This window comes from Coralliovum pocilloporae, assembly GCF_030845175.1.
Classification (GTDB): Bacteria; Pseudomonadota; Alphaproteobacteria; order Rhizobiales; family Cohaesibacteraceae; genus Coralliovum; species Coralliovum pocilloporae.
This window is the reverse complement of record NZ_CP132542.1, coordinates 3286696-3312527: the sequence shown is the minus strand read 5'-3', so window position 1 is coordinate 3312527 and position 25832 is coordinate 3286696. Positions and strand designations below refer to the sequence as shown.

Annotated in this window: 22 protein-coding genes; 4 read left to right on the top strand and 18 right to left on the bottom strand. The window is 53.5% G+C overall.

The genetic code is table 11. The annotated features are described in order from the left end of the window. Positions 1–157 precede the first annotated feature (157 nt). On the top strand, positions 158–517 hold the full coding sequence (locus tag RA157_RS14990) for a translation initiation factor 2 (protein WP_350333933.1): 360 nt from the start codon (positions 158–160) through the stop codon (positions 515–517). Positions 518–596: 79 nt separating this feature from the next. On the opposite strand, the gene RA157_RS14985 is transcribed toward RA157_RS14990, so the two are convergent. The 4 genes from RA157_RS14985 to RA157_RS14970 form a co-directional block, all read right to left on the bottom strand. Next, the gene (locus RA157_RS14985; RefSeq protein ID WP_350333932.1) at positions 597–872 is read right to left on the bottom strand and encodes an HU family DNA-binding protein; all 276 of its coding nucleotides are present in this window, start codon (positions 870–872) and stop codon (positions 597–599) included. A gap of 223 nt (positions 873–1095) precedes the next feature. After that, on the bottom strand, positions 1096–3525 hold the full coding sequence (gene lon / locus RA157_RS14980; protein WP_350333931.1) for an endopeptidase La: 2430 nt from the start codon (positions 3523–3525) through the stop codon (positions 1096–1098). Between the two features lie 255 nt (positions 3526–3780). Next, positions 3781–5052, bottom strand: a complete 1272-nt coding sequence (gene clpX / locus RA157_RS14975; protein WP_350333930.1) for an ATP-dependent Clp protease ATP-binding subunit ClpX — start codon at positions 5050–5052, stop codon at positions 3781–3783. Positions 5053–5257: 205 nt separating this feature from the next. Then, positions 5258–5890, bottom strand: a complete 633-nt coding sequence (locus tag RA157_RS14970) for an ATP-dependent Clp protease proteolytic subunit (protein WP_350333929.1) — start codon at positions 5888–5890, stop codon at positions 5258–5260. Between RA157_RS14970 and RA157_RS14965 the strand changes: the two genes are divergently transcribed. Beyond that, positions 5877–6059, top strand: coding sequence for a chaplin family protein (locus RA157_RS14965; RefSeq protein WP_350336217.1), 183 nt, complete (start codon positions 5877–5879; stop codon positions 6057–6059). The genes RA157_RS14970 and RA157_RS14965 overlap by 14 nt on opposite strands. 167 nt (positions 6060–6226) lie before the next feature. Here the strand turns inward: RA157_RS14965 and tig are convergent, their stop codons facing one another. Beyond that, the gene (gene tig / locus RA157_RS14960; RefSeq protein ID WP_350336216.1) at positions 6227–7567 is read right to left on the bottom strand and encodes a trigger factor; all 1341 of its coding nucleotides are present in this window, start codon (positions 7565–7567) and stop codon (positions 6227–6229) included. A 463-nt stretch (positions 7568–8030) separates the two neighbouring features. Continuing rightward, on the bottom strand, positions 8031–8786 hold the full coding sequence (locus tag RA157_RS14955; RefSeq protein WP_434058449.1) for a cysteine hydrolase family protein: 756 nt from the start codon (positions 8784–8786) through the stop codon (positions 8031–8033). A 27-nt stretch (positions 8787–8813) separates the two neighbouring features. On the opposite strand from RA157_RS14955, the gene RA157_RS14950 reads away from it, so the two are divergent. After that, positions 8814–9803 (top strand): AraC family transcriptional regulator, encoded by a 990-nt coding sequence (locus RA157_RS14950; protein ID WP_350333928.1) that lies wholly within the window; start codon positions 8814–8816, stop codon positions 9801–9803. Between the two features lie 11 nt (positions 9804–9814). Here the strand turns inward: RA157_RS14950 and RA157_RS14945 are convergent, their stop codons facing one another. From RA157_RS14945 to RA157_RS14895, 11 genes are all read right to left on the bottom strand, one after another. Next, positions 9815–10921 carry an alpha-hydroxy acid oxidase gene (locus tag RA157_RS14945; protein ID WP_350333927.1) on the bottom strand — a complete coding sequence of 369 codons (1107 nt, stop codon included), beginning with the start codon at positions 10919–10921 and terminating at the stop codon, positions 9815–9817. Beyond that, positions 10918–11472, bottom strand: a complete 555-nt coding sequence (gene comE, locus RA157_RS14940; RefSeq protein WP_350333926.1) for a sulfopyruvate decarboxylase subunit beta — start codon at positions 11470–11472, stop codon at positions 10918–10920. Before comE ends, RA157_RS14945 begins: the two co-directional genes overlap by 4 nt. Then, entirely contained in the window at positions 11469–11975 is a 507-nt protein-coding gene (gene comD, locus RA157_RS14935) for a sulfopyruvate decarboxylase subunit alpha (RefSeq protein WP_350333925.1), read from the bottom strand. The genes comE and comD overlap by 4 nt, the downstream gene beginning before the upstream one ends. 30 nt (positions 11976–12005) lie before the next feature. Then, complete coding sequence (locus RA157_RS14930; RefSeq protein ID WP_350333924.1) at positions 12006–12416, bottom strand: universal stress protein; 411 nt, start codon at positions 12414–12416, stop codon at positions 12006–12008. Positions 12417–12443: 27 nt separating this feature from the next. After that, positions 12444–13424: an alcohol dehydrogenase catalytic domain-containing protein gene (locus RA157_RS14925; protein ID WP_350333923.1), complete on the bottom strand. Its 981-nt coding sequence runs from the start codon at positions 13422–13424 to the stop codon at positions 12444–12446. Continuing rightward, complete coding sequence (locus tag RA157_RS14920; RefSeq protein WP_350333922.1) at positions 13421–14182, bottom strand: SDR family NAD(P)-dependent oxidoreductase; 762 nt, start codon at positions 14180–14182, stop codon at positions 13421–13423. Before RA157_RS14920 ends, RA157_RS14925 begins: the two co-directional genes overlap by 4 nt. Continuing rightward, complete coding sequence (gene hisD, locus RA157_RS14915) at positions 14175–15482, bottom strand: histidinol dehydrogenase (RefSeq protein ID WP_350333921.1); 1308 nt, start codon at positions 15480–15482, stop codon at positions 14175–14177. The genes RA157_RS14920 and hisD overlap by 8 nt, the downstream gene beginning before the upstream one ends. Before the next feature lie 11 nt (positions 15483–15493). Then, positions 15494–16822, bottom strand: coding sequence for a TRAP transporter large permease (locus RA157_RS14910; RefSeq protein WP_350333920.1), 1329 nt, complete (start codon positions 16820–16822; stop codon positions 15494–15496). 12 nt (positions 16823–16834) lie between these two features. Next, positions 16835–17347: a TRAP transporter small permease gene (locus RA157_RS14905; RefSeq protein WP_350333919.1), complete on the bottom strand. Its 513-nt coding sequence runs from the start codon at positions 17345–17347 to the stop codon at positions 16835–16837. A 129-nt stretch (positions 17348–17476) separates the two neighbouring features. Next, the gene (locus tag RA157_RS14900; RefSeq protein ID WP_350333918.1) at positions 17477–18625 is read right to left on the bottom strand and encodes a TRAP transporter substrate-binding protein; all 1149 of its coding nucleotides are present in this window, start codon (positions 18623–18625) and stop codon (positions 17477–17479) included. An 11-nt stretch (positions 18626–18636) separates the two neighbouring features. After that, positions 18637–18831, bottom strand: coding sequence for a hypothetical protein (locus tag RA157_RS14895; RefSeq protein WP_350333917.1), 195 nt, complete (start codon positions 18829–18831; stop codon positions 18637–18639). A 136-nt stretch (positions 18832–18967) separates the two neighbouring features. Between RA157_RS14895 and RA157_RS14890 the strand changes: the two genes are divergently transcribed. Continuing rightward, a complete protein-coding gene (locus RA157_RS14890) occupies positions 18968–19993 on the top strand; it encodes a LacI family DNA-binding transcriptional regulator (RefSeq protein WP_350333916.1) in 1026 nt (341 codons plus the stop codon). Here the strand turns inward: RA157_RS14890 and RA157_RS14885 are convergent, their stop codons facing one another. Next, on the bottom strand, positions 19994–25615 hold the full coding sequence (locus tag RA157_RS14885) for an SIR2 family protein (protein WP_350333915.1): 5622 nt from the start codon (positions 25613–25615) through the stop codon (positions 19994–19996). Positions 25616–25832: the final 217 nt, after the last annotated feature.

Genomic DNA, 25832 nt, shown 5'->3' with positions numbered 1-25832 from the left:
TCCAGCCGGGCACTTACAGGCACTTTGATGCGTCGTCAAATGTAGCTGTGAACACAGCCCTTCCCCACTTTGACATACATATGGGAACCGGATAGGTAACCATGACGTGTATAAGGGGATAGAGATGACTTCAAAAGTAACGAGTGCGAGTTTGATTTTGGTACTGACCCTGGCAGGCTGCGCGTCGATCACGCGGGGAACTACCCAGCAAATCACAATTTCCAGCAACCCTGCTGGAGCCCAGTGTACTGTGGACCAGAATGGCACCCGTATTGCCGACATTCCGTCGACACCGCAGATCATCACCGTTTCGAAAAGCAAGCATGATCTCAATCTGACCTGTAACAAGGACGGTTATCAGACCGCTATCCATCAGATCCCGTCTGATGTGGAAGCCATGACTGCTGGCAATCTGATCTTCGGTGGAGTTGTCGGACTGGCAATTGATGCGGGATCCGGGGCAATCAACAAATATGATGCCAATGTTACGGTAACGCTGGTGCCTGTCACGAACTAAAATGCCCAGCGTTTGCGTTCCGGCAACAAAAAACCCCGCTTAAAAAAGCGGGGTTCTTTAAATTCAAGATGCGTAACGATTAACCGTTGACGGCATCCTTCAGGCCTTTACCAGCCTTGAATTTCGGAGTTTTGGAAGCCGGGATCTGGATCGGCTCACCTGTCCGCGGATTGCGGCCTTCGCTGGCAGCACGCTCGGTAACGGAGAAGTTGCCGAAACCGATGATGCGGACTTCATCGCCGGATTTCAGAGCATCCGCGATGGCATCAAATGTTGCTTCTACAGCCTGGCCAGCAGCCGCCTTTGACAATTCAGACGTCTCGGCAACTTTTGCAATAAGTTCATTTTTGTTCATAAGACAGCACCCTTTCTGTCGCTAGATCGCTGATTCCTAAGCGCGACCTGTCGTGCAAACTTTGATAGAATCTGCACTTTTATCAAGCTAAAAATGGCAGTTTTCCGTGGTTTTTTCCAAAAAAATCAATGCGTGAGGTATTTTCCCCAATGTGCATTGCAAAATGTGGAACTTGTGCATGAAAAAAGGGGGCTGAGCCCCCTCTTCCACAAGCCGTTTCGGCTTAGTGAGCCGTTAGATTCTCACCTGATTCGTCATCAAGGACCGTGCCGGATGTGTCCTCTTCAGAGCCATCCCACTCGATGGGTTCCGGTTCGGATACAAGAGCCTGGCTCAGAACTTCATCCATCCGGCTGACCGGAATGATGTCGAGGCCGCTTTTGACATTATCAGGAATGTCGGCCAGATCCTTGGCATTGTCTTCCGGAATAAGCACTGTCTTGATACCACCGCGATGGGCCGCCAGCAGCTTCTCCTTCAGACCGCCAATCGGCAGAACCCGTCCCCGCAATGTGACCTCACCGGTCATGGCGATGTCCTTACGGACCTCGATACCTGTCATGATCGACACAATAGCCGTTGCCATTGCAATGCCGGCAGACGGGCCATCCTTCGGTGTTGCACCTTCTGGCACGTGAACGTGGATATCTTTCTTGTCGAAATCCGTTGGCTTAATGCCGAAATCCACCGAACGGGACCGCACATAGGATGCGGCTGCGGAGATTGATTCCTTCATCACATCGCGCAGGTTGCCGGTAACGGTCATCTTGCCCTTGCCCGGCATCATAACACCTTCGATGGTCAGCAGTTCGCCACCCACCTCAGTCCACGCAAGACCGGTTACGACACCAACCTGATTCTCGGATTCGGCTTCGCCATAGCGGAATTTCGGAACACCGAGGAATTCCTCGATATTCTTGTCGGTGACCTTGATGCTCTTCTTCTTCGAGGTGAGCAGAGTCTTGACCGACTTCCGGGCGAGTGTCGCCATTTCACGTTTCAGGTTACGCACGCCGGCTTCTCTGGTGTAACGGCGAATGACAGTGCGCAGTGCATCATCACCGATGGAGAATTCATCGTCCCGCAGGCCATGATCCCGAATTGCCTCGGGAATGAGATGACGACGGCAGATTTCCAGTTTCTCATCTTCCGTATAGCCAGCGATACGGATCACTTCCATACGATCCATCAGCGGAGCCGGAATATTGAGAGAGTTGGCCGTGGTGACAAACATCACATTGGACAGGTCATATTCCACTTCCAGATAGTGATCCATGAACGTGCTGTTCTGTTCCGGGTCAAGAACCTCCAGCAGGGCCGAAGACGGATCACCGCGGAAATCCATGCCCATCTTGTCAATCTCATCGAGAAGGAACAGCGGATTGGACTTCTTGGCCTTTTTCATCGATTGAATGACCTTGCCCGGCATGGAGCCGATATAGGTCCGGCGATGGCCGCGAATCTCGGCTTCATCGCGCACACCACCAAGAGACATGCGGCAGAATTCACGACCGGTTGCCTTGGCAATTGATTTGCCGAGAGACGTCTTACCAACACCTGGAGGGCCAACCAGACAGAGGATCGGTCCACGGAGTTTGTTGGTCCGCTGCTGAACAGCAAGATACTCGACAATCCGTTCCTTGACCTTTTCAAGCCCATAATGATCCGTGTTCAAGACGTTCTCAGCATAACCGAGATCGTGTTTGACGCGGCTCTTCTTGCCCCAGGGAATACCCAGCAGCCAGTCAAGGTAATTGCGGACTACGGTGGCTTCCGCCGACATCGGGCTCATCTGCTTGAGCTTCTTCAGCTCACCTTCAGCCTTTTCGCGAGCTTCCTTGGAGAGCTTGGTCTTGCCGATGCGCTCTTCCAGTTCCTGGAGCTCGTCGCGACCGTCTTCTGAATCGCCCAGTTCCTTCTGAATGGCCTTCATCTGCTCATTCAGATAGTACTCGCGCTGTGTCTTCTCCATCTGTCGCTTGACGCGGGAGCGGATGCGTTTTTCGACCTGAAGGACGGAGATTTCACTCTCCATCATGCCAAGAACGGCTTCGAGACGCTCGGAGACGCTGACGATGCCAAGAATGGACTGCTTCTCCGGGATCTTGATCGCCAGATGAGAGGCGATTGTATCCGCCAGCTTGGACTGATCATCAATCTGCGTCACAGCGCTCAGAACTTCAGGAGAAACTTTCTTGTTCAGCTTCACATAGTTCTCGAATTCGGCCACGACAGAACGAGCCAGAGCCTGCAGCTCAACCTCATCGCCCTCTTCTTCACGAAGAATGGCGGCTTCGGCTTCAAAATACTCTTCGCGATCTGTGAAGCCGACGATTTCAGCACGGTCAGATCCTTCCACCAGAACCTTGACGGTTCCATCCGGCAACTTGAGGAGCTGCAAAACGCTGGCGAGCGTACCCACAGTGTAGATCGCATCCGGTGACGGATCGTCATCGCCTGCATTCTCCTGGGTCGCCAGCAGGATCTGGCGGTCATCACGCATGACTTCCTCAAGCGCGCGAATAGATTTCTCACGCCCGACAAACAGCGGTACGATCATGTGAGGGAAAACAACGATGTCCCTCAGCGGCAGCACCGGATAGATTGACCCGGTTTCCCCGGCATCAACGTGACCGGCCTCATAATCGCTCATGATCCAATCCTTCCTTGAAAGCACTCGCTCAGAGTGCAGAGTGAGCAGAGTCGAAAGACCCCTCGACCTTTCTGTCTATAAGGCCGGATTCGGCAGACATTCTCAAGCGTCGGAGGGCATAATCAACTGATTTAGTCTTACGTGGGACTATGGTCAGAGCAAGTCAAGCCCTGCAGGAGGGCCAAAAGACCTATAGACAAAAAATAAGCTGGCCAAACAAAGTTCGGCCAGCTTCGAAAATCTATGGAAGAATAATCAGGCGCTTGAAGCACCGGAAGTTTCTTCTGCCTTGTCAGCGTAGATGTAGAGCGGACGTGCATCGCCATCGACCACATCACCGGAGATAACAACTTCCTCAACACCTTCCAGACCCGGCAGGTCGAACATGGTATCGAGAAGAATTGATTCCATGATGGAACGCAGGCCACGAGCACCGGTTTTGCGCTCAATTGCCTTGCGGGAGATGCCGGACAGAGCCTCTTCCTGGAAGGTCAGCTTGACTTCTTCCATGTTGAACAGACGCTCATACTGTTTAACAAGCGCGTTCTTCGGCGTTGTCAGGATCTGTACCAGAGCATCTTCATCCAGATCTTCCAGTGTGGCCAGAACCGGCATACGGCCGACAAATTCCGGGATCAGGCCGAATTTCAGCAGATCTTCCGGCTCTACTTCGCGGAACAGTTCACCAGTCTGGCGATCTTCCGGAGCGGCAACCATTGCGCCAAAGCCGATAGATGTCTTGCGGCCACGGTTGGAAATAATCTTGTCGAGGCCCGCAAAGGCACCACCACAGATGAACAGGATATTGGTCGTGTCCACCTGCAGGAATTCCTGCTGCGGATGCTTACGACCACCCTGAGGCGGTACGGATGCCACAGTCCCTTCCATGATCTTCAGCAGAGCCTGCTGAACGCCCTCACCGGATACGTCCCGAGTGATGGATGGATTGTCTGTCTTGCGGGTAATCTTGTCGACCTCATCAATGTAGACGATACCGCGCTGGGCGCGTTCCACATTGTAGTCGGAAGCCTGAAGAAGCTTCAGGATGATGTTCTCAACGTCTTCACCCACATAACCGGCTTCGGTCAGTGTGGTGGCGTCAGCCATTGTAAACGGTACATCCAGAATGCGTGCCAAGGTCTGGGCAAGAAGGGTCTTACCGCAACCGGTCGGGCCAATCAGGAGAATGTTGGACTTCGCCAGTTCCACGTCATTGTTCTTGGCGGCGTGGTTCAGACGCTTGTAGTGGTTATGAACCGCAACAGACAGCACCCGTTTGGCATGCATCTGGCCAATGACATAATCATCCAGCACATCGCAGATTTCCTGCGGGGTCGGCACGCCGTCCGCGGATTTAACGAGAGAGGATTTGTTCTCTTCCCGGATGATGTCCATGCACAGTTCGACACATTCATCACAGATGAATACGGTCGGACCGGCAATCAACTTCCGGACTTCATGCTGGCTCTTGCCGCAGAACGAGCAATAGAGCGTATTTTTTCCGTCACCACCGCTGGTCTTGCTCATGCGTAACTCCGTCTTCTCTTGCAAGCAGAAACTGCTGTCAGTCTACTTTTAAGCCGTTTTGAAGGGGGCGGCAATATCCCCTCTTCGTGATCTATCCCGATTGAGGGGAGACTCAAGGCCTCCACTCAACACATTTAAGTTAGTCACAGAAGTTTCAAGAGAGCCTTAATGCGAAGAAAAAGGCATCTTCTCTTTCACTTTATGATTAACTCGCGTCTTCTTCACCGCCTTCACGCGCATTAATTACGTTGTCGACAATGCCAAATTCCTTGGCTTCGTCGGCTGTCATGAAGTTATCGCGATCAAGCGCATTCTCGATGGTCTCGTAATCACGTCCGGTATGCTTGACGTAGATTTCGTTGAGACGCTGCTTCAGTTTGGTCATTTCCTGCGCATGCAGAATAACATCACTGACCTGACCCTGGGCACCACCAGATGGCTGATGCACCATAACCCGCGCATTCGGCAAGGCAAAGCGCTGATCTGCTTCACCGGCAGACAGCAGCAGAGAGCCCATAGAGGCCGCCTGACCGATACACAGAGTGGATACGGCCGGCTTGATGAACTGCATGGTATCGTAGATCGCCAGGCCGGATGTCACCACTCCGCCCGGGGAGTTGATGTACATGTTGATCTCTTTCTTGGGGTTTTCCGCCTCAAGGAAAAGAAGCTGGGCACATATGAGTGCCGACATGTGATCTTCAACCGGGCCTGTAACGAAGATGATCCGCTCCTTCAGGAGGCGGGAATAAATGTCGTAGGCGCGCTCACCCCGGTTGGTGGTTTCCACCACCATCGGAACCAGCGTGGACATGTAGGTATCAATCGGATCGCGCATTCTGAAAGCCTTCTGCGTTAAGCCGGATCATGATCTTCGTGAGACACAGCCCGGAATAGCAACTGGAAACTCGATACCAAGTCCGTTGCATGTCCCAATAAATATTTCGTTGACGCGTCTGAACCAAGTCCGGAAAGCTTGCCTCACTGGGCCAGGTTCAATGCCGTAAAAATGGCTGTTTACAGCCATTCGTAGCGAATACAAGTCCCATATAGGGACTTTCGTCATCAGGACCAAATATTTTTGTAAAACCTGTTGGAAATGGTGGATGACCATACAAAAAGAGCTCCGTTTCGACAGAAACGGAGCCCCTGATTCTCTCTTTGAAAGACGATTTTACTCTTCGTCTTCCTTCATCAGATCGTCTTTGGAGACGGTCTTGTCGGTAACGCTTACCTGCTCCAGAAGATAGTCGACGACTTTCTCTTCGAACAGAGGTGCCCGGATAGATGCCATAGCCTGTGGGTTTTTCAGGTAGTAGTCAACGACCATCTGTTCCTGACCCGGGAAGTTGCGAGCCTGGGCAAACAGAGCGCGCTGAACTTCGCTGTCTTCAAGCTTGACTTCGTTCTTCTCGCCGATTTCAGACATCAGAAGACCAAGACGAACCCGACGCTCGGCAATCGTGGTGTATTCCTCACGAGCCTTTTCTTCGGTGGTGTCGTCATCTTCAAACGTCTTGCCAGCCTGTTCCAGCTCGGCATTGACGTTCTGCCAGATGGAATCGAACTCCTGCTCAACCAGGCTTGGCGGCACATCGAACTTGTACTGCTCATCAAGCTGATCAAGAAGCTGACGCTTGACTTTCTGACGGGTGTAGGTGCCGAATTCGCCTTCGATCTGTTCCTTGACCATTTCCTTCAGCTTGTCGAGGGACTCAAGGCCGAACTTTTCGGCAAATGCGTCATTCAGCTCGACAGCACCCGGTGCAGCAACTTCTTTGACGACAACGTCAAACTCGGCGTCTTTACCGGCCAGATGATTGGCGTGGTACTCTTCCGGGAAGGTAACCTTGACGGTTTTCTCATCACCTGCCTTGGAGCCGATCAGCTGCTCTTCAAAGCCCGGGATGAACTGGCCGGAACCAAGAACCAGACGTGCATCTTCGTCAGCACCGCCCGGGAACGCTTCACCGTCGACTTTACCCAGGTAAGACATATGTACCTGGTCGCCATCTTCAGCAGCGCCGTCTTTTGCGTCGTAAGAACGGGAGCCGTCTGCGATCTGGTTGATGCGGGCATCCATGTCTTCGTCGGTTACTTCAGCAATCGGACGCTCAATGGTGATGGAGCTGAAATCGCCGATTTCGATGGCTGGCAGGATTTCGTAAGCCATGGAAAATTCGAGGTCGGCCTGACCGTCGAGAATCTTGTCGGCTTCTGCTTCATCTTCGGTCATTTTGTAGTCCGGCTGAATTGCGGATTTTTCGTTCCGCTCTTCAAGGGTCGACCGGCTTGTGTTGGTGATCGTTTCCTGCACGATCTCGGCCATAACGGACTTGCCGTAAACTTTACGGAGATGGGCCACCGGCACTTTGCCCGGACGGAAGCCGTTCAGGCGAACGCGGTCTTTCAGTTCCGTCAGACGGGTTTGAAGCTTCGAATCCAGCTCGGAGGCAGGAACGACAATCTTCAGTTCGCGTTTCAGTCCCTCGGACAGGGTTTCCGTTACCTGCATTGTATCCGCTTTCGTTTCTTTCAATCTGTTGCTGTCTCAGTTCCATGTCGCACAGAACCGTACAATCTCGCGTCACATCTCACGAAGGGCACCGGCTTTGAAACGGTGCGGCAGCTTCGCGAAATGGGGGCTGCTGTCCGGTTCTGTCAGAGGGTTTCAGCATCTAATTCACGCAGCAAACCCGACGACAGAACAAAGGTTCATAGTGCGGCGGGTATAGACCCCTGTCATAGACCAGTCAAGAGCGGTTTTCAGCGCCTCAGCCCCATATACATTGTGACCGGGGCCAGCACAGGAAAAACCTGCTGATCAGGCCCTTGGCCATAAGCCCCGGACATAAAAACATCCGACCACCTTTCGGTAGCCGGATGGAGTGTTGCCGATTGCTCGGCGAGCACGACGGACCCGATGATGGAGGGTCTGTGCCATTCAGGCCCGTCGACTATTCACACTTTTGCCTGTCTTACTTATAGGCAGCGCCGATACGCTCGACGACGACGTCTGTCTTGGCCACTTCACTGGCGATCATGCGATAGTTGACCAGAGCAGCGGCATAGGAATCGAGGCCAGGCAGTTTCGCGCCGGCGGTCGCATCAGAGACCACCATCACATCAAAGCCCTGCTCGCCCAGTTCACGCATGTGAGATTCGGTGCAGAGGTTCGCGGACATGCCAGCCAGGATAACCTTGCTGATGCCAGCCTTGCGCAGCTGCAGGGACAGATCGTTTGTCTCCGGGCCGTAAACCTTGTGCGGGCTGGTTACAACGGTCTTGCCGTCATTGATGTATGGCTTGTAACGTTCAAGCCAGTCAGCTCCGGATCCTTCAAAGCCTTCTGTATCCAGCGGGCCCTTGCGGTTGAACATGCCGATCTTGTGCATGACTTTTTCAAGCGCGCCTTCGATCTTCCACTGGTGATCGTGCGGATAATAGTAGTGTGGAGAAACGAAAACCGGCATGCCAGCCTTCTTGGCTGCTTTCATCAGATCTTCGATGTGCTGAACCGTGTTGTTTTCCGTAACACTTTCGCCAACAACGCCCCAGGTCACGCCATCCGGGCTCAGGAAGTCATTCTGCGGATCTGTGATCACAAGAGCGGTTTGCCCTGGTGTGATTTCAAGACCAGGTACCGGAAGGCCGCTTTTGTCTTCAGCGGATGCCATGGCAACCGCACCAAAAACGCTCAACGCAACACCCAATGTCAAAGCTTTCAAGTTCATGATGATTTCTCCCTTGCTTTGTGGATAATGCAAAGATCTGCTCCCATCACGATCTTATCAATCACAGTTATCTTTATTTTACGTGCAGATCGTCTATTTATTAAGACTGAACGTTCCATATCGCCCCGCCAAAGGCCAGCCACCATGCCCGTTTTGAGCAAAATCCTGAGTGAGTTTGAAGTTGAAGGCAGCGTCTACTTCTGTGAAGTGATGTCTCCGCCCTGGTCTCTGGATTTCTCTGACAAGAAAGTTGCCAGCTTTCATTGTGTTCGCAGGGGTGGATGCAGTTTGAAAATGGGCGACACCACACACTGGCTTGGCCCGGGTGACGTGGCGATTGTTTTGAAAGGCGAACCTCACATCATTGATGGGCAAGCGGCAGCAGCGCCGTCCTTCCAGCGGGATGTGGATACATTGCTGGTCTGCGGTTATTTCAGCTTTCGGCAGGATTTCCCCCATCCATTGTTCCAGGCCTTCCCACCGGTTCTGATTCTGCGTGAGGAAGAGGTAGCCAAAAGCGTCTGGCTCAAGTCGAGCCTTGATTATCTGGTTCACGAAACCAGTTCACCCAGCCCCGGCACGCCCCATATTCTCAACCGGATGACAGAAGTCCTTCTGGTGCAGTTCTTCCGCTGTTTCATCTCTCTTGATCCAGAGCAGACCACATTTGTTGCGGCCCTTTTTGACAAGAAGATCGGTCCTGCCCTGCAGCTGCTCCATTCAGAGCCGGAAAAAGCGTGGACCCTGGACAATGTGGCCCAGACACTTGGCATGTCGCGGGCCAGCCTGGCGCAACGGTTCACCACGCTGACCGGCATGCCGCTGTTCACTTATCTGACCGACCTGCGTATGCGGCAGGCCGCAAATATGTTGCGGACCACCGATCTGTCTGTTGCTGAAATCGGCGAGGCGGTTGGTTATATGTCGGATGCCGCGTTTAACCGGACATTCCGGAAATTCGCAGGAAAATCAGCGCTGAGCTATCGTTCAGATACGAAGAAACCGAGGATTACATAATATTTCATTTCTCATAAAATATTATTGTCTTTCAACTTGGTCATTCCAGTTTGTGCCATTGCCGTGCTCAATTCACTGCTCAGAACAGACCAGAGCTCATTCAATCCGTTCTCTCCACCTGCTGCGATGGCAAATTGCAGAATTCGGCCCAGGAAGACGAAGTCAGCGCCGCTTAGAAGCGCTTTCAGAACATCCTCACCGCTTCTGACACCGCTGTCATAGAAAACCGGATAGTCCGCTCCCAAGGATTCCCGGATATGCGGCAACATCTGGAATGGAGCCGGTGCGCTTTCCAGCTGGCGGGCACCATGGCTTGAGACCTGAATGGCATCAACCCCGGAAGCCTTGAGCCGGATAGCGTCGTCTACATCCAGTACACCCTTCACCACCAGCTTGCCAGGCCATCTCGCGCGCAGCTGATCGAGCGTCTGCCAGGTCGCTTTGGCTCTGCTCTCTGTGCGGTCAAACGCGTATCCATCCATCAGGAAATTGGCCAGTTCCGGCTTGCCATTCAGCAATGTAGCAAGCGACCAGCGTGGATGAAGCGCAAAGTCGATGAACTGCCGCACACCAAGCTGAAACGGCATTTTGAAGCCATGTCGTAACTCGCGGGGACGACGTCCCAGTTCCGGCACATCTGCAGTGAGGACCAGAGTTTCATAGCCAGCAGATTTGGCGCGTTCTACAAGTTTGAATGTTCCTGTGCCATCACCGCTGAAATAAAGCTGGAACCAGGCATGACCCTCCGCCACCTCAATCAGCTTTTCCATGGGCGTCGAGGCCATAGTCGAGACGCCCAGTGGCACCTTGTAGCGAGCGGCGAGACGCGCCAGCATCAGATCGGCGCCCGGACCGGACAGATTGCACATGCCCATCGGGGCTATGCCAAATGGGCGGAGAACATCCTGTCCAAAGAGGGAGGCAGTGAGAGACCGCCCGCTCACATCCTTGAGAATACGAGGCCGCAGGGTCATCTGGTCGAGCGCTGTCCGGTTCCGTTCTGCGCCGGTCTCCTGCCCTGCAGCTCCATCGATATAATCAAACACCATCCATGGAAGACGGCGACGCGCAATGCGACGCGCATCCTCTGTACTATGGATGGTGCCTGATCCGATCACGCCTGTACGGCCTTCATGAACCGGTCCTTGATCACCACAGGGTCCATGGTAATCACCGGCATCTTGGCATTGCCGCTGTCACATTTAACGACAATGATATGCATCTCGCCGCTATCCAGTGCTTTCTGCAGAACGTCTCCCGTATCCACATCCCGGCACTCGATGACATTCTCACAGCCACAGGCCTCCGCAACCTTGGCCAGGGATGTTTTCCGGCCTGCATAGGTTGGCTGATCGCCGGTGGACCCATATGAGCCGTTATCGATGATCATCAGGATATAATTGCCGGTCGGATTATTCGCGATCGTCGGCAAAGTGCCCATATTGGTCAGAACGGATCCATCTCCATCGATGACAATAACCGGTTTGGGCTGTGCCAGAGCCAGCCCGAAGCCGATGCTGGATGCCAGTCCCATTGTACCGAGCATATAGAAGTTGGTCGGCTGATCATCAATTGCATGCAGTTCCTGGCTCGGAATGCCGATATTGCAGACCACAAGCTGATTGCGCAGGATCGGGGCGATTTCTTTAAGGATTTCAGAACGGATCATTGGTCGCCATAGCCTCCCCAGAAATTGGCGTCTGTGAGGATCGCCACCGGCTTGTTGCACATGAAGGTATATTTCAGGATCATGTCCAGCTCTTCCACATCAGACTGCTTGTGGAAGTGATAGGTCGGTATGTTCAGCTGAGCCAGAAGGGCTTTGGTGTGCACTGCCATTTCCACCTGGCAGGCCACGGGTTCACGCAATTCACCGCGATAGGAAATCAGCATCGGCAATGGCATGCGATAATACTGGATCAGCGTCGCCAGCGTGTTGATCGTCACGCCAATTGCCGTGTTCTGCATGATGATGGCAGGTCGCTTGCCCCCCATCCATGCACCGGCACACAGCCCCATGCCCTCGTCCTCTTTGTTGGACGGGATATGGAAAATATCATCTCGCTGGTCGATTTCCTCAATCACACCGGCCAATTGCTTGCAGGGCACAGTGGTGACAAAGGAAATGTCGTTCGCAACAAGATCATCAGCGATCTTCTTGTCGATATTCATCTCTGTTTGGCCTTTCCTGTAAAGAGAGGATCAGGAGCTTCGATAGACATGGACCGCGCATTTGGCATGACGCACAACGCGGGAGGCTGTTGAGCCGAGAAAGTAATCGCTCAGGCCCGGCTTGTGTGACCCGATGACAATGCAGTCGATATCGTTACTGTTGGCGAAGTCGATGATACTGCGGGCTGTATGTCCCTTGATGATCTGAGTCTTGATGTCGGGATAGGCTTCTGTCTTGGTTTCAAGAAGGGCTTTCGCGCGAGTGTATCCTTCCTTCACCACATCTTCGTCCAGATAAACACTGACCGACCCTTGCGCCGCTTCATGGATATGAAGGGCGGTGATCTCGCCGCCCTCTCCCAGAAGGGCCCGAGCGATTTCAATGGTCTGCGGAGAAACTCCGTGATCAAGAGCCATCGGAACAAGAATTTTCTGGTACATGCGCTGTCTCCATTCTTTCGGCGCAGATCAGGCCCATGGGTTAAGGATGATCTTCGGTGCGGCAACCCGGCCTGCCCGCAGGTCAGAGAAGGCCTGTGCCCCATCCGATAAGGGGCGCTCTTCAAACCAGTCTAGCGGGCCGAGGCGACCATCGAAAATAGCGCCCGCCGTATCCCGGAAGTCCTGCGCCGTGTACGTATACGTGCCGATGAAGCTGATTTCCTGCAGGGTCATCCGTCTGATATCCAGCCCGCCGGTATCTTCTCCAAGCCCCACATGAGCAATAACCCCGCCTGGTGCCGCGAGCGCGGACGCTGTGGCACGCGTGGCAGCATATCCAACCGCATCAATGACGATGGCACAGGTTACCGTGGCCTCTGCGACCACCTGCTGACCACAGACTTCAGACAAAAATGCCCGGCGGGCCGCATTGGGCTCTGCAATGGTTACGTCTTCCACACCCATTGCCCTGAGTGCTAGCGCCGCTGCCAGACCAATCGCACCGCCACCGAGGACAAGCGCCTGTCGATCCATATCAGCACCAAGTGCTTCAAGTGCCAGCCGCGCAGCATGCCAGCTGACGGCAAGAGGCTCCGCCAACGCTGCCCTCGTCAGAGGAATGTGGTCGGGCACATCCACCAGATTGCGATCCGGCATGGAAACGAACTGTGCAAAGGCCCCTTCCCTTGGCGGCATTGAGATAATCTGCCGGTCCGGGCAAAGATTTTCACGACCGCTCTTGCAGGCTGGGCAGATCCCGCAGGTTACCAGCGGGTTGATCGTCACCCGCCGTCCGTCCTGTGCGCCTCCGGCGATGATACCTGCTCCTTCATGGCCCAGGATCAGAGGCGCGGGGCGTCGTGCATCATGGCCGAGATAAGCATGCATATCAGAGCCGCAAATGCCGACAGCTTCGATACGGATCAGGTGTTCACCAGTCTGAGATTCTGCATCAGGAACCTCCCGATAACCCAGTGTCTCGACCCCGTCATAAACAAGCGCCTTCATTTCGCGGTAAAGCCTCCATCCACCATCAGAACCTGTCCGGTCACATAACCGGACGCATCTGAGCAGAGAAACAGCAACGGACCATCCAGATCCTCCATCCGCCCGTTCCGCTGGATACAGGTCTGGGCCGCATTGCGCGCTGCCCGTTCCGGGTCTTCAAATACGGCCTGTGTCAGTTCTGTCGGGAAAAATCCTGGGCCGATTGCATTGGCTGTAATCCCATCCCGTGACCAGGCTTCCGCCATAGCGCGCGTCAGCTGACCGATCCCTGCCTTTGTCGCTCCATAGGCTATTCCGCCAGGAAAGGCCCGTGTGGTCTGGAGGGACGCAAAGTTTACAATCCGCCCCCATCCTTTTGCCTTCATGGCAGGTACCAGAGCCTGGCTCAGAAAAAACGGCGCGTTCAGATTGAGCGCGATTGTCCTGTCCCATCCCTCCACCGTGACATCATCAGCGGTTTCCCGCGTGTTGACACCGGCTGCATGAACAACAATATCCGGCGCGCCGAACGGCGTTGAGATGGCATCTCTCAAGGCGCCGACATTGTCCCTGTCTGCCACATCGGCCACAACATAATCAGCGTGATCACCAATCTCGGTTTTCAGGCTCTTCAGGGCGCTCTCGCGGCGGGCAACAGCAACCACCCTTGCCCCGGCCGATGCCAGAATGAGCGCGGCACGCCGCCCCAGTCCAGAGCTGGCACCGGTTATGCAAGCCACCCGACCCGACAGATCAAAAAGTGCGCGCGGATCATCCATTAGAGGTCAGATCGAAGGTCTCATCAGGGAAATACTTGGCAAGGCGCACATCGGCAGACCGGGCATGCCCCTCCATTCCTTCAAGACGGGAAATCCGTGCGGTTGCCTCTGCAACAGCTTTTGAGCCTTCCCGCGTTGACCTCTGCCAGGTGACGATCTTCATGTATTTATGCACACTCAGACCACCTGTATAGCTGGCCGCACCCGATGTCGGCAGAACGTGGTTGGTGCCTGATGCCTTATCCCCGTAGGAGACGGTGGTTTCTTCGCCCAGGAACAGTGACCCGTAACAGGTGAGACGCTCGAGCCACCAGTCGAGATCATCAGCCTGCACAGTCAGGTGTTCCGGAGCATAGTCATCAGAGCAGGCCGCCATGGCTTCGCGGTCATCACAGAGAATGACTTCGGCATAATCCCGCCAGGCTGCAAAGGCGTTATCACGGTTGGTTTCTGGCAGGTCATCAATCAGGCCGGGAACCAGCTCCATCACCTTGTCGGCAAGCGCACGATCATCGGTGACCAGCCAGACCGGGGAATTATAGCCATGCTCCGCCTGGCTCACCAGATCGGTGGCAACAACAAAGGCATCGGCTGTTTTGTCGGCAATGATCAGACTGTCTGTCGGCCCGGCGATCATGTCTATCCCCACACGACCGAACAGAATGCGTTTGGCTTCTGCAACAAACTGATTGCCCGGCCCCACCAGAATATTGGCCTTGGGCAGGCCGAAAAGACCGAACGTCATTGCCGCAACGCCCTGCACGCCGCCCATGGCCATAATTGTATCTGCCCCGCAGATATGAGCGGCATAGATGATGGCTGGTGCGACACCGACACCTGGTCTTGGTGGTGAGCAGGCCATGATATGACGACAGCCTGCGACCTTGGCTGTTGTCACCGTCATGATTGCACTGGCAATGTGGCTGTACCGCCCGCCGGGTATGTAACAACCGGCAGCGTCGACCGGGATTGCCTTCTGGCCTGCAATGAAGCCCGGCACGATCTCGGTTTCAACATCCATGACGGTCTGTTTCTGGGTTTCGGCAAACCTGCGCACATTGTCATGCGCAAACCGGATATCCGCCTTCAGCCTCTCCGGTACCAGAGCGCAGGCTGCCTCAATTTCTTCCGCTGACAGAAGAATGTTTCCTTCGTACTTGTCGAACTTTGCAGCATATTCCAGTGCCTTTGCATCCCCTCCTGCTTCAATATCAGCCAGGATGGTCTGGACCGTTTCATGAACCTGCGACGCATCCGATTCAGATGTCAGTGTCGCTTTCTTCAGGTATTCGCGGGTCATAAGTCGGTTTCCTATTGATAGATTTCAGGAAGCAGCGTGGTGGAGAGCGCCGGAACATAGGCAATCAGCAGAACCACGATCAGCATGGTCAGAACAAAGGGTACAGCACGGGCGGCGATCTTGAGAATGGATTCGCCGGTAATGCCGGACACAACGAAGAGATTAAGCCCCAGTGGCGGCGTGATGAAACCCACACCCAGCGCTGTAATCATCATGATGCAGAACTGAATTTCGTTCATACCGATATTGTCGGCAAGCGGTTTCAGAATAGGTGCCAGAATAACGATATTCGGTGTTGTCTCCATCACACACCCGGCAGCGATCAGAATACCAATCATCAGCAGGATGAGCAGATAGGGATCTTCCGTGAGTGACGTCACTGAAGCCACAAAGCCTTGCGGCACACCCATAATTGCCAGCGCTTCTGCCAAAGGCGCGGAAAACGCGATAATCGGCAGGATGACACCGTTGACCTTGGCGGAACTGACCAGCATGGCCGGGAAATCAGCCAGCGACAGGGTCCGCAGGATAAATCCCATTGCGATTGTCACAACAACAGCGGTTGCACCGGCTTCTGTCGGGGTCAATCTGCCGGAGAAAATTCCGTAGAAGATGATGCCCGGCACGATGAAGGCATACCAGCCGGATTTGAGGGCACGCCCAAGATTGGCCAGCCATTCACTCATGCTCATCATTCCGCCGCCTTCATAATGATAGAGCCGGTTCATGATGATGTTGGTAATCAGAATGGAGACCAGGATGGCCAGACCGGGAATAAGGGCTGCAAGAAACAGGGTCGATGCTGATATTCCCAGCACAAGACCGATGATGATATAGGCGATTGATGGCGGGATCAGAATGCCGGTACAAGCCCCTGCAGCAACCAGAGCGCAGGCATAGGGACGCGGATATCCGCTTTCCACAAGCCGGTCGATGGTCATTCGACCAACAGCGGCAGCGCCCGCAGCATCAGAACCCGAGATCGCCGCAAACATACCGCAGACCAGCACTGTCGCAGAGCCGAAACCACCCTTGGCAAAGCATGTCAGAGCCTCAGCCACATCCAGAAACTTGCGCGACAATCCGGTTCGTACCAGCACATCGCCCGTCAGAATAAACAGAGGTACCGCCGTCAAGGCAAATGCATCAATGCCGGCAAAGAGGCTTTCGCCGACCAGACTGAGCGGCAGGTCGCCAGACATGATGAGCATGGTGGTGGCCGCTGCGCCAATCGCGGCCCAGACAGGCACGGCCAGAGCAATGAGCACGACGAACATGATGACCGGTACGTAGAAATCCCAGCCCAGTTCAACGGTTTGATTGAGTGTGTTCCAAAGCATATCAGCCCCCCCTCAATCAAACAGCTTGTCGCCTTCGAAGACGGCAGAACCGTCTCGCAAGGCTTTGATATCACGAAGGAATGACTGGACCAGCCGCCAGACCATCAATGCGAAACCCAATGGCACGGCCATCAGGAACCAGACTTTGGAGACCCGCAGTCCATCTGTTACGGAGCCGAATTTGGCTGAAACCAGAACCGTTTCGAACGACCAGTAGAGTGCGACCAGCGCGACCGCAAACATAACCAGGTCACCAAAGATATAGAGTAAGGCTTTCGGTCGTGGTCCGAGATAATGCATCACCACATCAATGCGGATATGAGCTCTCTCCTTGACCGCAGCGGCTGCGCCAATCCACGCCAGATAGATAAAAGAGTAGCGAACGATTTCCTCGCCCCAGATAGACGAGTAGGCAAACAGCTCACGCCGCAGCACCTCAATCGCCATCGTGATAACCAGCATGACGTAGAAGACGAGCAGAAGCCAGCGCTCTGCATCCCGATCTATTTTCCTGAGTAAATCCATATCTCGCCCCAAGCTCCAGCAGCGATTGACGGATTGGCCACTCCCGCAGAAAACGGCGAGAGCCTCCATCCATGCATGATCATTCTTCGATGAGCGCTCAGAGAGCGCCCACCGTCAGGTCATGCCCCATCAAGCGTCATGGACGTAGTATTTACCCTGGGTGCCTGCTGCCTCTTCAAGCTTGGCAAAGGCATCCATGGAGCCCGCCAGTTCTTTCTTGAACGGATCCCATTCGGAGCGCTGATAGCCGCCTTCTGCCTGCCATTCAGCCAATTGATCTGAACTGAGGCTGTGGAATTCAACTCCGGCTTTCGCCAGTTCCGCCATGGCATAGGCCCGGGCGGAAGGAACTTTCGACAGGTTCTGGTGCGCGGTCATTTCAGAGCCCCACATAATGCCATCCTGCACATCACTCGGCATGGAGTTGAACCATTCAAGATTACAGGAATAGACCTGACTGTCAGGAACGGCCTGGGTGAAGGTCACATGGCTGAGGATATCCTTGAAGCCAAAGACGAACAGGGCACCAACAGATGGGTCAAGCGCATCAGCAACACCCTGCTTGATGGCCGATGGTGTTTCACCCCAGGCTACAGGTGTCGGGTTTGCTCCGACCATACGGTAATACTGCTGGAGCATTTTTGACCCTGGCACGCGGAACTTTACACCAGACAGATCGCCCGGACTGAGAACAGCACCAGCCCCACCCTTGCGCACTGCGACGACGCGCGGATCAATATTGACATAGAACAACGCCTTGAAACCGGCGGCCTCGACTTTCGGGTGGACTTCCGACTTCCAGTGATCGGAATTGACCAGATTGGTGAAACGCTGATTGGAGCCACAGAGATATGGCATGTTGATCAGATCGACCGTTGAGGCAAATGGTGCAAAGTTGGACAGTGAATGCTGTGCCGCCTGAATGGTGCCTCCCTGCACCTTCTGCACCAGAGCACCACCAGCACCAAGCTGACCACCAGGCGCGAGTTTTACATAGATCTTGCCATTGGTGGCGTTCTGAATGTTTTCCTTCAGATCAAGCTGCATAATGGGATAGCTGCGTGATGCCCCAAGCACATAAGCCGTGGCGATGGTCATGACATGAGCTGCGGCCTTTTCCCGAGCGCGCTCTTCCTTCGCTGTCTGGGCTACGGCTTCATCTGACCAGAGCACTCCCCCCACTCCGGCAACAAGTGCTGCGGTGAAGCCTCCTGCAGCACTGAGTTTCAGAAAATTACGACGCTCAGCTGACGACAGTTCGTCAATCTCTTTAGTCATGATTGTCCTCCCTAGACAGTTTCGTTCCCGTCATTGTTCTTGCGATCGGCTTCCCTTTTCAGGATGGCAATCACGAAAAGGATCGATGCGGCGAACAGAACCAGCATTTCGTTCGTATCCCCAAGGAATGCGCTACTCGCAAAAGCCCCCAGAGCCACATTGGCAAAGTAGATGACAAACACGACGATTGAGGCGACGAGGAACATGAACGGATCTCCTGAATGATCTGGTTCACTGCCTAATGTAAACGCTTACATTCATAATGCAAGCGTTTACATTTTTGTATGTCTGTTGTCCATGCATGTGATATAATTTCGGGAAAGCTGAAGTCAGAGATCAAGAATGCCAACGACACAAACCACTCCGACCCTTGGTGATGTTGCCAGAGAGGCTGGCGTTTCCACCGCAACCGTATCCCGTTGCCTCAATGCGCCGGAGCGTGTGGTTGAAAGCACACGCAAGCGCGTGCTGGCCGCGGTGGATGTTCTGGGTTACACGCCGAATTTCGCCGCCAGGGTGATGGCAGCCAAACGCACCTTCACCATCGGTGCCATCATTCCCACGATGGAAAACGCCATTTTCGCTCGCGGACTTCAGGCCTTTCAGGAAGAATTGCATCAGCTGGGCTATACTCTGCTCGTTGCCAGTTCGGCCTATAAACCGGAGATCGAGCAGGAACAGATCCGCGCACTTGTCTCTCGTGGCGCTGATGGTCTGCTTCTTATCGGCCATGACCGTGAAGATGCGATCTATGATTATCTGGAACGGCAGAATGTGCCCGCACTGGCTGCGTGGACTTATCGGAATGACGCCCGGATTCCGTCCATCGGCTTTGACAATCATGACGCAATGTTTGCCCTGACCGAGGAAGTGCTGGCACTCGGGCATACCAATCTGGCCATGATTTCAGGCATCATTCAGGGCAATGACCGAGCCCGGCTGCGCCTTGATGGTGTCAGGGATGCTCTTGGAAAACACGGGCTCGACCCTGCAAGCCTTGCAGTAAGCGAAGTACCCTATGACATTGAACGGGGTACCGAGGAATTTGTCCGGCTGATGAAACGCCGGAACCCGCCCAGTGTTGTCCTCTGTGGCAATGATGTCCTGGCAGCAGGTGCGCTTATCGGTGCGCAGCAGATGGGCCTGACGGTGCCGGACGATGTGTCTATTACCGGCTTTGATGATATCGAACTGGCTCGTATCGTCGCCCCTGCCCTGACGACAGTTCATGTGCCTCACAGGGAGATGGGTCGCAAGGCCGGCCGCGCCCTTGTCGATACGGTCGAGAAGAAGGGCACAGTCCGATCTACCTGCCTCAAGACCAGTATCAAATGGCGCCAGTCACTGGGAGCCCGCGTGAAGGCGTGATCAAGTCTGTTCTCCGCTGTTCTTTGCACCACTCGTTTCTCGATCTGTTGCAAAGTGCGGATACATGCCCAGATTGACTCTTACTGGCTGATCCTTGCCCTTCTGAGCCATGATTTGTGATGCCCGCGATGCTTTCAACTGATATCCGATATGCTCAGCTTCAGCCTTGGCATTCTTCAGAACGGAGTGGGCGATTTTGTCCTGTTCGCGCAAATACTGAATTCCACCATAGGCAACGAGACCTGACAGCTTGCGCAGACGCAGTCCATGACGCGTACATATGGCGATAGACCCTGCGATAGCATCTGCCGCCAACCCTAAATCGCCGTCGGCAATATTCAATCTTGCCTTGACCATCAACGCATCTGACTGATGTCGGTAGAGCCCCATTCGTTCCGCATATTCTGTCAACTGCGGCAGGATTTCCTCGACTTCATCCCGCTTGCCCAGCACCAGATGAATCTGAGCACGACTTGCATATGCCAGATGAAGAACGTCGCGCTGCTGCGCCTGAGACGCGGCGTTGATTGCCAGCTGTATTTCGTTTTGCGCCAGGTCCAGATCGCCGATTGTCCGATAGAGATCGGCAAGATGCCGTTTGAATACAGCAACAGCCCTAAGTTCCTGTACCTTTGAAAGATATGACAGGGCTTCAGCATAACCCAGTCGGGCAGTCTCGAAACTCCCGCCCAGATGATCGCACAATGCCGTATAGCCAATGATGTATGGCTCCAGGCGACTGGGTGTGGAGAACCGCACAGAAACTGAAGAACGCGCCAGATCCTCCAGAATTATACGGGCATCACGGATCTTGCCCCGCTCAATCTTGGCAACGGAGTAATTCAGGTTGATACGGCGTTCGACAGCATTGAACGCTTTCGTATCACTGTCCGGGGTCACCTTGTGGCTCATGACTTCACGAGCCTTGCGATACAAGGGCATCGCATCAAACATCCGACCCTGAATAAGGCTGGTCAGAGCACGTTCATTAAAAAGCCAGGCAATTTCATCACGATACAGCGGATGCCGAACACGATTGAAGCCTGAAACCTGACGGCAAGTCAGGCCCATTTTGTCCGCTGCATCCAGAATAGCAAGGGCGTCAAATCCGGCGGCGATGTGATTTCTGTCTCGTTCACGATCCTCCGGGTCAGATGTATCCAGAGGTCCGATACCGAGCCTGTCCAGCCCGGCTGCAACTTTCTTTCTTAACTCGTCAGAGATGGGATTTGTGTCATCTTCCAATTGATCCCTGAATTCAATGAGCCCTTTGCTAATGTCATCTCGCTCTCCAGAGTTAATAAATTCCGGCAGCAAAGTTCCGTCCAGTGTTCCGGAGAGTTCCACGTTGTTCACCCGGATTCCGGTCGCAGCATTCAGGATACTGCGCAGCCATCCGCTGTAGAGTTCAAATGGTGGCATGGCACCATTGGTGAGAGGAGCAACATCCATCCGCGATAGCGACCCGGCAGAAAACGCGCTCCGCACCAGACTGAAATTGGAACGAATCCGTTGTGCCACCGCATGAAGCTGTCCCATTGAGCAGCCAATTGCCTTGCAATCATCTGTCGTGAACAACCGCATTGCGGCATGTTCAGAATGTTCTTCATTATGATGGGGTGGCCGGGTTTCTGGTGGATCCCAGATTCCAATCCGGTTTTGCCGACCGGCGCGCGAATGCCGATATGTCAGCTCGAGCGTTTCCCGGTTTTTGCCGCGCTGATAGTCCAGAATATCTTTGACCATTTCAAAATGGAGTGGAGACGGCGTTGGCAGGTCCTTGGGCTGATCGCAATAGAGCGATATTTGGTGATGATTGGTATCTCCCTGATCAAAGACATTCAACTGCATACGATACGCAATGAATTCTCTGATCCGGCCATGCAGGGCAAATCGATGATGAAGGAAGGCCTCTTCATCTCCGTTACTGTGTTCCGGTGAGCTGGAACAGTGAATCTGGATGAGCATTCCCCGTTTGCAGAGCTCTTCCAGGACACCTCTCAGTTTTACGAGCATCCAGGTCCTTTCCTCGATGTCGTATTTGTGCTGCTCCTTCAGGTCAGGAGCTGGCTTATGTCCCTCATCTCCAAACTTCTTGAGCAACGCGCGATAGATGCGGGGGCATCCCATTAGGACCCAGGGTTCAACTGGCAATGCATAGAGAACGAGGTGCCGCAAGACGAGATCATGCAGGACATCCCGATCAGACTCATTGTTTGCGCCCTGCCTGTATGATGAAAAGATCCCGGAGAGGATGCCGCTCTCTTCATCGCGATTAAACCGCCTTTCAAAGGCCATCATGAATTCATTGATGCTAATAGATGAATCGCGTGAATAAGCGCGCAGCCAACATGTGAAAAGCATATTGGTAAGGCCGACATTCTTCCACAAGGCACGGTGCATACCGGTAACGACCTTACCCATATCGCTTGTAATCGTCAGTGAAGACGCATCACACCGTTTTGCCCATTCGATAAAACGCGAAGCAGCCTCTTCCTTGACCACTCCGGATTTATCCAGGCAGACCGAACTTCTTAATGGTCTCTCAAAGTCCCCGTTGCCAAAGAAATCAGGTGTCAGCACAATTCGTTCCGGCCAGGAAAGGCGCCCAAGCCTGGGCCACTTATACAGAACCTGCTTTGTTTTCGAGTGCCGCGAATATTCCTTATAATGGTGGGATTTAAGCTTCTTAACATCCTCTTCTGGAAGAACCTCGCTTAGAAAGCAGATTGGTGCATCCGGTTTGCCGGACAACAGAACAAGGTCGAATGGGGGATCCAGATCCTGGTGCTCATGGGTACCCGTGAGCAACCGGAACAATGCGCGATGCATCGGATTGTGGGCATCCCCATCTCGATCACACAATCGATCCAGCCCGCCAAGGCAGATGAAAAGCCTCTCGTCGGATACCAGTTCCTGATATTTCAGAATGACTTTCCGCAGCATATCCAGACGATGAAGCCGTTCCACCACCGGCTCCAATTCAACATAGGAACTTGCTGTTGGCTCAAACAGCAGCCGTGGCTCGATCTCTCGTCGAGACACAAAAAGAGCTCTGGCGACACGCTGCATCTCGTCCGATGTCAGTATATTCCCATCGCTGGCAAGGCCCCTGAACTTCTCATAGACATCTCCAAGGTCATCTCTTTCCTTGGCCGCCAACTCTTTGGCCAGGCTCTTGGCCTGTAGCTTGTCTTGAAACGTTCTGTCTCCACTCGGTTTGTTCAATTCGCTTACAAGCCTGGTCAAAACACCATTTGGTCCGGCGACGTCATCGCGGAGCTTTGCATCTCGCAACTGAACCTCGGCGACACGCCGCGCAAGAAAACGCGTCAGAGCTTTTGAGACCGAGGCGAATTCCATTGAGAACGACAGATGGGCAATGAAAGCGGCCTGATAAGCGTCCGTCTTGTCATGCGCAAAAATATACTTCTGGACTTCCTTCCGGAGCAGAAGGCGAACCATCGACCCTTGCCCACCACCACGTTCAATGGCAAATCGTGCAATGGAAAGGCGGTTTTTCCTTTCCTCCTCAATGCTTCTAGATCGTTGAATTTCAACCTGTTCTTTGATTGAAGACCTGACTTCGTTCAATAGAGGCCATTGGTTGGGCGTTATCGTCTTGTCGAAACGAACAACCGGACAATGCCGCACCCACAGGTAGCCTGCCTGCCCGGACACCTCTTCGGAGGCCATATGATAGACTGCGCGCCGTTCAAATGGCTGTTCATTCCAGGCATCCCACCATTTCTCCGCATTATGCTTGAGCATTTTAAGCTCTGCACATGCGGAACGTGCCGTAACGCGAGACCCCATTTCCGAGCAAGCCGCCCCAAGGAGCGCTGCAAGTCTGGACGCATATCTGGGCAGTGTTTCATCACCACGAGGCAGACCGGCAAGCAGATTTACAAAGAAGGTATGTTCATTGCTTGTGAGGAGCTCGACGGAATCCCCCAAGGTATCTTTGACGTCAAAAACCCCGGATTGTAAGGCGTCCCCCTCAATGAAGCTCCACAGATCAGAAAGGGCTTCTCTGACATGGGGCTGCTTTTCCTTGACCTTTTCTGCTCTCTTCTCTGCTTCAAGTGTGATCTCTTCTGGTGTCTTGCCAAGCGTATCGACATCCTTGTCCCAGTCATCACTCAGCCCCTCGAAAGTCTTTGCCAGGGCTTTCCACCGGTTGGACATATATCCCGCTCGCGGGCCACCATAGAGAATTGTGCTCACACCCAACTGATTGTGCATGTTGAGCACGAATTCCTCATCCTTGATCTTACAGGAACTGCACTGACTGCTGACTGTGCACTCTTTACATGATGAGGAAGAAAACAGCAGAAACGCGCGGCGAGAGTGCTGCTGTCCGAACTTCTCAGTAGCCAGAAAACGTTTCAGCGGACGCTTTATTTCGTCCTCTGACATTCCGATGCCGACGAAGATAACATCGTTGCCGTCAAACAGGGTCCTTTGTGCATTACTGAAACTGTCACGCGCGACAGATTTTATTTCATAAAGATTACGGTAGTCACTTCCGGCCAGGATCAGGTTTTCAGGGTCATCAAACCGCCCATGCAAATGCATGACCTGTCGTGCATAACGTCTTGAATAGGCGGAAAAATTGACAACCTCGGCAATGTTGTCCTGATCCAGAGTGCCGGATATGGCTCCTTTTTCGATGCCGCTTTCTATAACCAGTCGTTTCTTGTGTGGCCTGGAGGTTTTGGTTTCGTCGCACAGATCCCGAAACGCTTCTGTCTCGCCATCCTCAAGCATCCTTTGGTCACGCAGGATAAGGCGCTCGATCTGAACATCGTAATTAAGTGTCACAAACCGCGAAATACCAAGGTCGGACATCAGAACCTTGATCATATCGCGTTCTGATTTTTCACTATTCTCTTCTAGTTTGGTTCCATAGATATCCGGCTTCTTTTCATAATCCCCAGTCTGACCACCCGGGTCCCCAATGGATTGGAACAGCTCTTTTAAATCCTTTGGCAGATCATACTTGGGCGCGCTTGGATTCTGCCCATTATTCACATCGGTAATGAGATGTTTGATGCTACGGAGGAACCGTCCTTCATAACAATCAGTTCTGACATGAGTTGTTGGTTTTTCAGGTGCTTTGAAATCAGTTCGCAGCACCTTGGATAATTTGTTTCGAACGACCAGAGCCTCTTCTGCTCTCACGGTCTGACCAAAGGCCTCTCGGGCAAGATAGCGGCGGCTCAAACCTTGACTTTCATCGTCAGGCAATCGTGCCAAAACCTCATCACAAAGCGCAAAGAAAGTCAGAACATCTCCATCAAACGGCTTTGAAAAAGAGATCTCTATTGCATCAGGATTAGCCCTGTTCACTGACTCCTGTGTGCCCGATGTAATTGCATTGATTTGTGCAAGCGTCGGCTGAATCCGTCTCAGCAGTTCAGTACGCTTGATGCGTTCTGCCTGGGATTTCGGCCCATCATTGCCGACATCGGGCAATGCTTGCGCAATCTGCTCATTAACACATCTGGCATAGACAAAGGGGAGCTCATTCCAGGCTGGCAGACCATATACCATGCTGGTGCCACTGCCGGTAAAAGCCACGAGACGTTTGAGGTTGATTGCACGCCAAATCGCTATCATGCCTTCCCGGCGAATTGACGTTGCTGTGTTCTCCCGATTCAATTCCGGATGTAAGTGAGTAAACAAAACTGATGCCCCCGGTACTTGAGGGAGTTTCCTTCAACAGTTCCGTTTCGTCAACCATTTGTAGTTTTGGAAAACATCACAACCGAAAATAACCCAAACCAAGGCTATGAGGTGGTTCTGCTCGCCTTATAAGACGACGTGGGCAAAGCGG